Origin of the sequence: Aeromonas sp. HMWF015, assembly GCF_963878965.1 — a bacterium.
Taxonomy (GTDB): Bacteria; Pseudomonadota; Gammaproteobacteria; order Enterobacterales; family Aeromonadaceae; genus Aeromonas; species Aeromonas veronii.
On record NZ_CAWNZT010000255.1, the window covers coordinates 1 to 3,277 of the forward strand.

Sequence of the window (3,277 nt, forward strand, 5' to 3'; positions counted from 1 at the left end):
CAGGGTGTAGCTCGCCTTGCCCCCCTCGACCACATTGGCATCGCCGGTCAGGGTCAAGGTCGGTGCATCCTGATCATCAACCACTGTATTGGTGATGGTGCCAGTGGTAACAACGCTCTCGTAATTGCCACCACTGGTCTTGTCGATAGTGACTCTCAGCGACTCTTCACCTTGCTGATAAATGTCATCTCCACGAACCGGTACCGGTTCGCTGTTGGCACTGCTGCTGCCCACCGGAATGGTGATCACCACCCCGTTGGAGAGGGTCACGGTCAGCGGGCTGCCGGTCACCGGGTTGCTGACACTTGCGGTGTAAACAATGCTGCCGCCCTCGGTCACGATCTGGCCGTTGGTGGCCGAGCTCAGGGTCACGGTGGTAGTGTCGACAGTGTCGACCACGTCGGTGGTCACCGTGCTACTGGTATCCAACTGTTCGTAGTTGCCACCCTGGCTGCCGGTGATGCTCACCGTCAGGCTGCTGCCATCTTGGTACACATCGTCGATCGGGGCATCGACCGTCACGCTGCCGTTCAGCTCGCCCGCCTTGATGGTGATGCTGGCGCCGTTGGACAGGGTCAGCACCAGATCGCTTTGCGGGGCGTTATTGACGCTGGCGCTGTAGGTGATTTGGCCCCCTTCGTTGACTTGCGCCGGGGCGCCCAAGGTCACCGTGGTGGTGTCGACAGTGTCGTTAATCTGGGTAGTCGTTGAAGGTCCAGTGATAATCTGGTTGAAACCACCGCCCTGAGTACCGGTAATCGAAACGGTGATCGTTGACGGGTCGACATAAGGGCTGTCTGCTGGAGCAGCAACAGTGACTGAACCGGAACTCTGGCCGACGGGAATGGTGATCACTGCACCATTTGACAGCTGAATAACCAAGTCAGAACCAAAAACAGGTTCATCTAATGTCGCAGTAAAGGTGATAAACCCACCTTCATTCACCTCTGCATCTGCACTCAAGACAAGGTTGGCGGAGGTAAAAAGAGGATCATCTTCGCCAGCAGCACCCAACGGTGGCTCACCATTGGCGTTGTAGGTGGTATCGAAGGTGGCTTCAGCAATGGTTGCGGAACCAGTACGGTCTATGGTGACAAAACCGCCGTTGCCACTGGCACCGGCGACGCCCCCAATACCGCCACCACCGGCAGCAGGTGCACCGCCTGCGGCAGAGGCTTCAAAGGCCTGGGTCGGGTCCGCGCCACCCAAGATCGCCTGTTGCAAGGCATTGATATCATCAGGAGTACCAGCAGCGCCGTTTTGCGCCAGCTGGGGGGCATCTCCCTCTTCGGCAGGCTCACTCTGCTCGCTGGCCGGTTGCACATTGAACGACTGTCCGCCGCCCATGAAACTGGCGCCATCCGGCGACATGATCACCGCCCCTTTAGGCAGCACATCACCTTCAGCCAACAGCTTCCGGCTGCCATCTGCGGCAACCAGATAAATTTGTCCTTTGAGTTGGGTTACGGTTACGCCCTGTTCCAAGGTAACGGCATTGGTAATCATGTTCTCTCCTGAATCCTGATTTGAATGCAATAAGCCACAGCCTACTTTGCAGACTGAGGGAAAAAATAACCAGCTCGAAAATTCGAAAGGATAGACCGATTTGAGGCTGAACTGTTCAGCCAGACAGAAGTGTGTAAAACGAGGTTGCGAGAATGGTAAAAACCAAAATTATCAATAGATTACAGAATGATGATGGGAGCATGACAAGGCATGCTCCCGTCAGGATTAACCCTAGGCTCCCGCCCAGAGGATGATAGCCAGCAGCTGTGGCGAGATGATCCGCAGAAACATCACCAGCGGGTAGACAGTGGCGTATGAGAGCGCACTGGCGCCACTGGTCGGGTGCATGGCGTTGGCAAAGGCCAGCGCGGGAGGGTCTGTCATGGAGCCGGCCAGCAAGCCGCACAGGGTCAGATAATTCATCTTGCCGTAGAGGCGCGCCAGCACACCGACCACCAGCAGCGGGATCAGGGTGATCGCCATGCCGTAGAGCATCCAGGCTGGGCCATCACCGTTGATCAGGGTATCAACGAAACCTGCACCGGACTTGAATCCGACCACCGCCAGAAACAGCACGATACCGATCTCCCGCAGCGCCAGGTTGGCACTGGGGGGCATGAACCAGTAGAGCTTGCCGATGCTGCCAATCCGCGACAGGATCAGCGCCACCACCAACGGCCCGCCCGCCAGACCCAGCTTGAGGGCGGCCGGGAAACCGGGCAGATAGAAGGGGATGGAGCCGAGCAATACGCCGAGGCCAATCCCGATAAATACCGGCAACATCTGCACCTGCTGCAGCTTTTGCTGCACGTTGCCGACCACATTGGTCACCGCTTCGATGGCATCGAGGCGCCCCACCAGGTTGAGGATGTCACCAAACTGCAGGCTGGTCTGACTGGTCGGCACCAGTTCGATGCCAGCCCGGTTGAGACGGGAGATCACCACGTCATAGCGTTGTTTGATATCCAGGTCGCGGATCTTCTTGCCAAGAACCTGCTCGTTGGTCACCACCACCCGCTCGACGCGCAGATCGGTACCACGAGTCGAGAGCGAGGTCTCCACCTCCTCCCCTAACACCAGCAACACCTTGTGCAGCGCGTGACGCTCACCCACCAGGTGCAGCAAGTCACCCAGTTCGATACGGGATTCCGGCCGTGGCACCATCAGCTCGTCGCCACGCTTGAGCCGTGAACAGATGACATCGGACTCGTCGAGACTCGGGATCTCGCTCAGCATCAGGCCGTGCATGTTGGGGTTGCGCACCGCGATGTTGATGGTCTGCAAGCTCTCCTTGGTTTTACCGGTTTGTAGCTCGAACTGGGCGGCTTCATCGTCGATCTTGATGCGAAAGAAGACCCTGACCAGCCACATGGTGAGCAAAATGCCACAGATACCAAACGGATAGGCAACCGCATAGCCCATCCCCATCAAACCGGTAGAACCGGGCGCGGCGCCCAGCTCGGCCAGGATCTGCTGGCCCGCACCGAGAGATGGCGTATTGGTGACGGCACCGGAGAAGACCCCCAGAATGACCGGCAACGGCACATCGAAAAATTGATGCAAGCCAGCGGCCACCACGCAGCCAAGGATGACCAGCAGAGCGGCAAAGGCGTTGAGTTTGAGACCCGAACTGCGCAATGACGAGAAGAAACCGGGTCCGACCTGGATACCGATGGTATAGACAAACAAGATCAGGCCAAATTCTTGAATAAAATGGAGTGTTTGCTCATCAAGCGCCAGATTTGACACTCCAGCAAAGTGACCCACGATG

The 3,277-nt window shown here is 57.6% G+C and carries 2 protein-coding genes; both read right to left on the minus strand.

From position 1 onward, the window contains the following. Window positions 1-1,506, minus strand: a 1,506-nt coding sequence (locus AACS18_RS13445; RefSeq protein WP_258228934.1) for a retention module-containing protein, incomplete at its 3' end; no start/stop codon positions are given. 231 nt (window positions 1,507-1,737) lie between these two features. Beyond that, window positions 1,738-3,277: putative transporter (locus tag AACS18_RS13450; protein WP_108614374.1), on the minus strand; the 1,540-nt coding region annotated here is incomplete at its 5' end.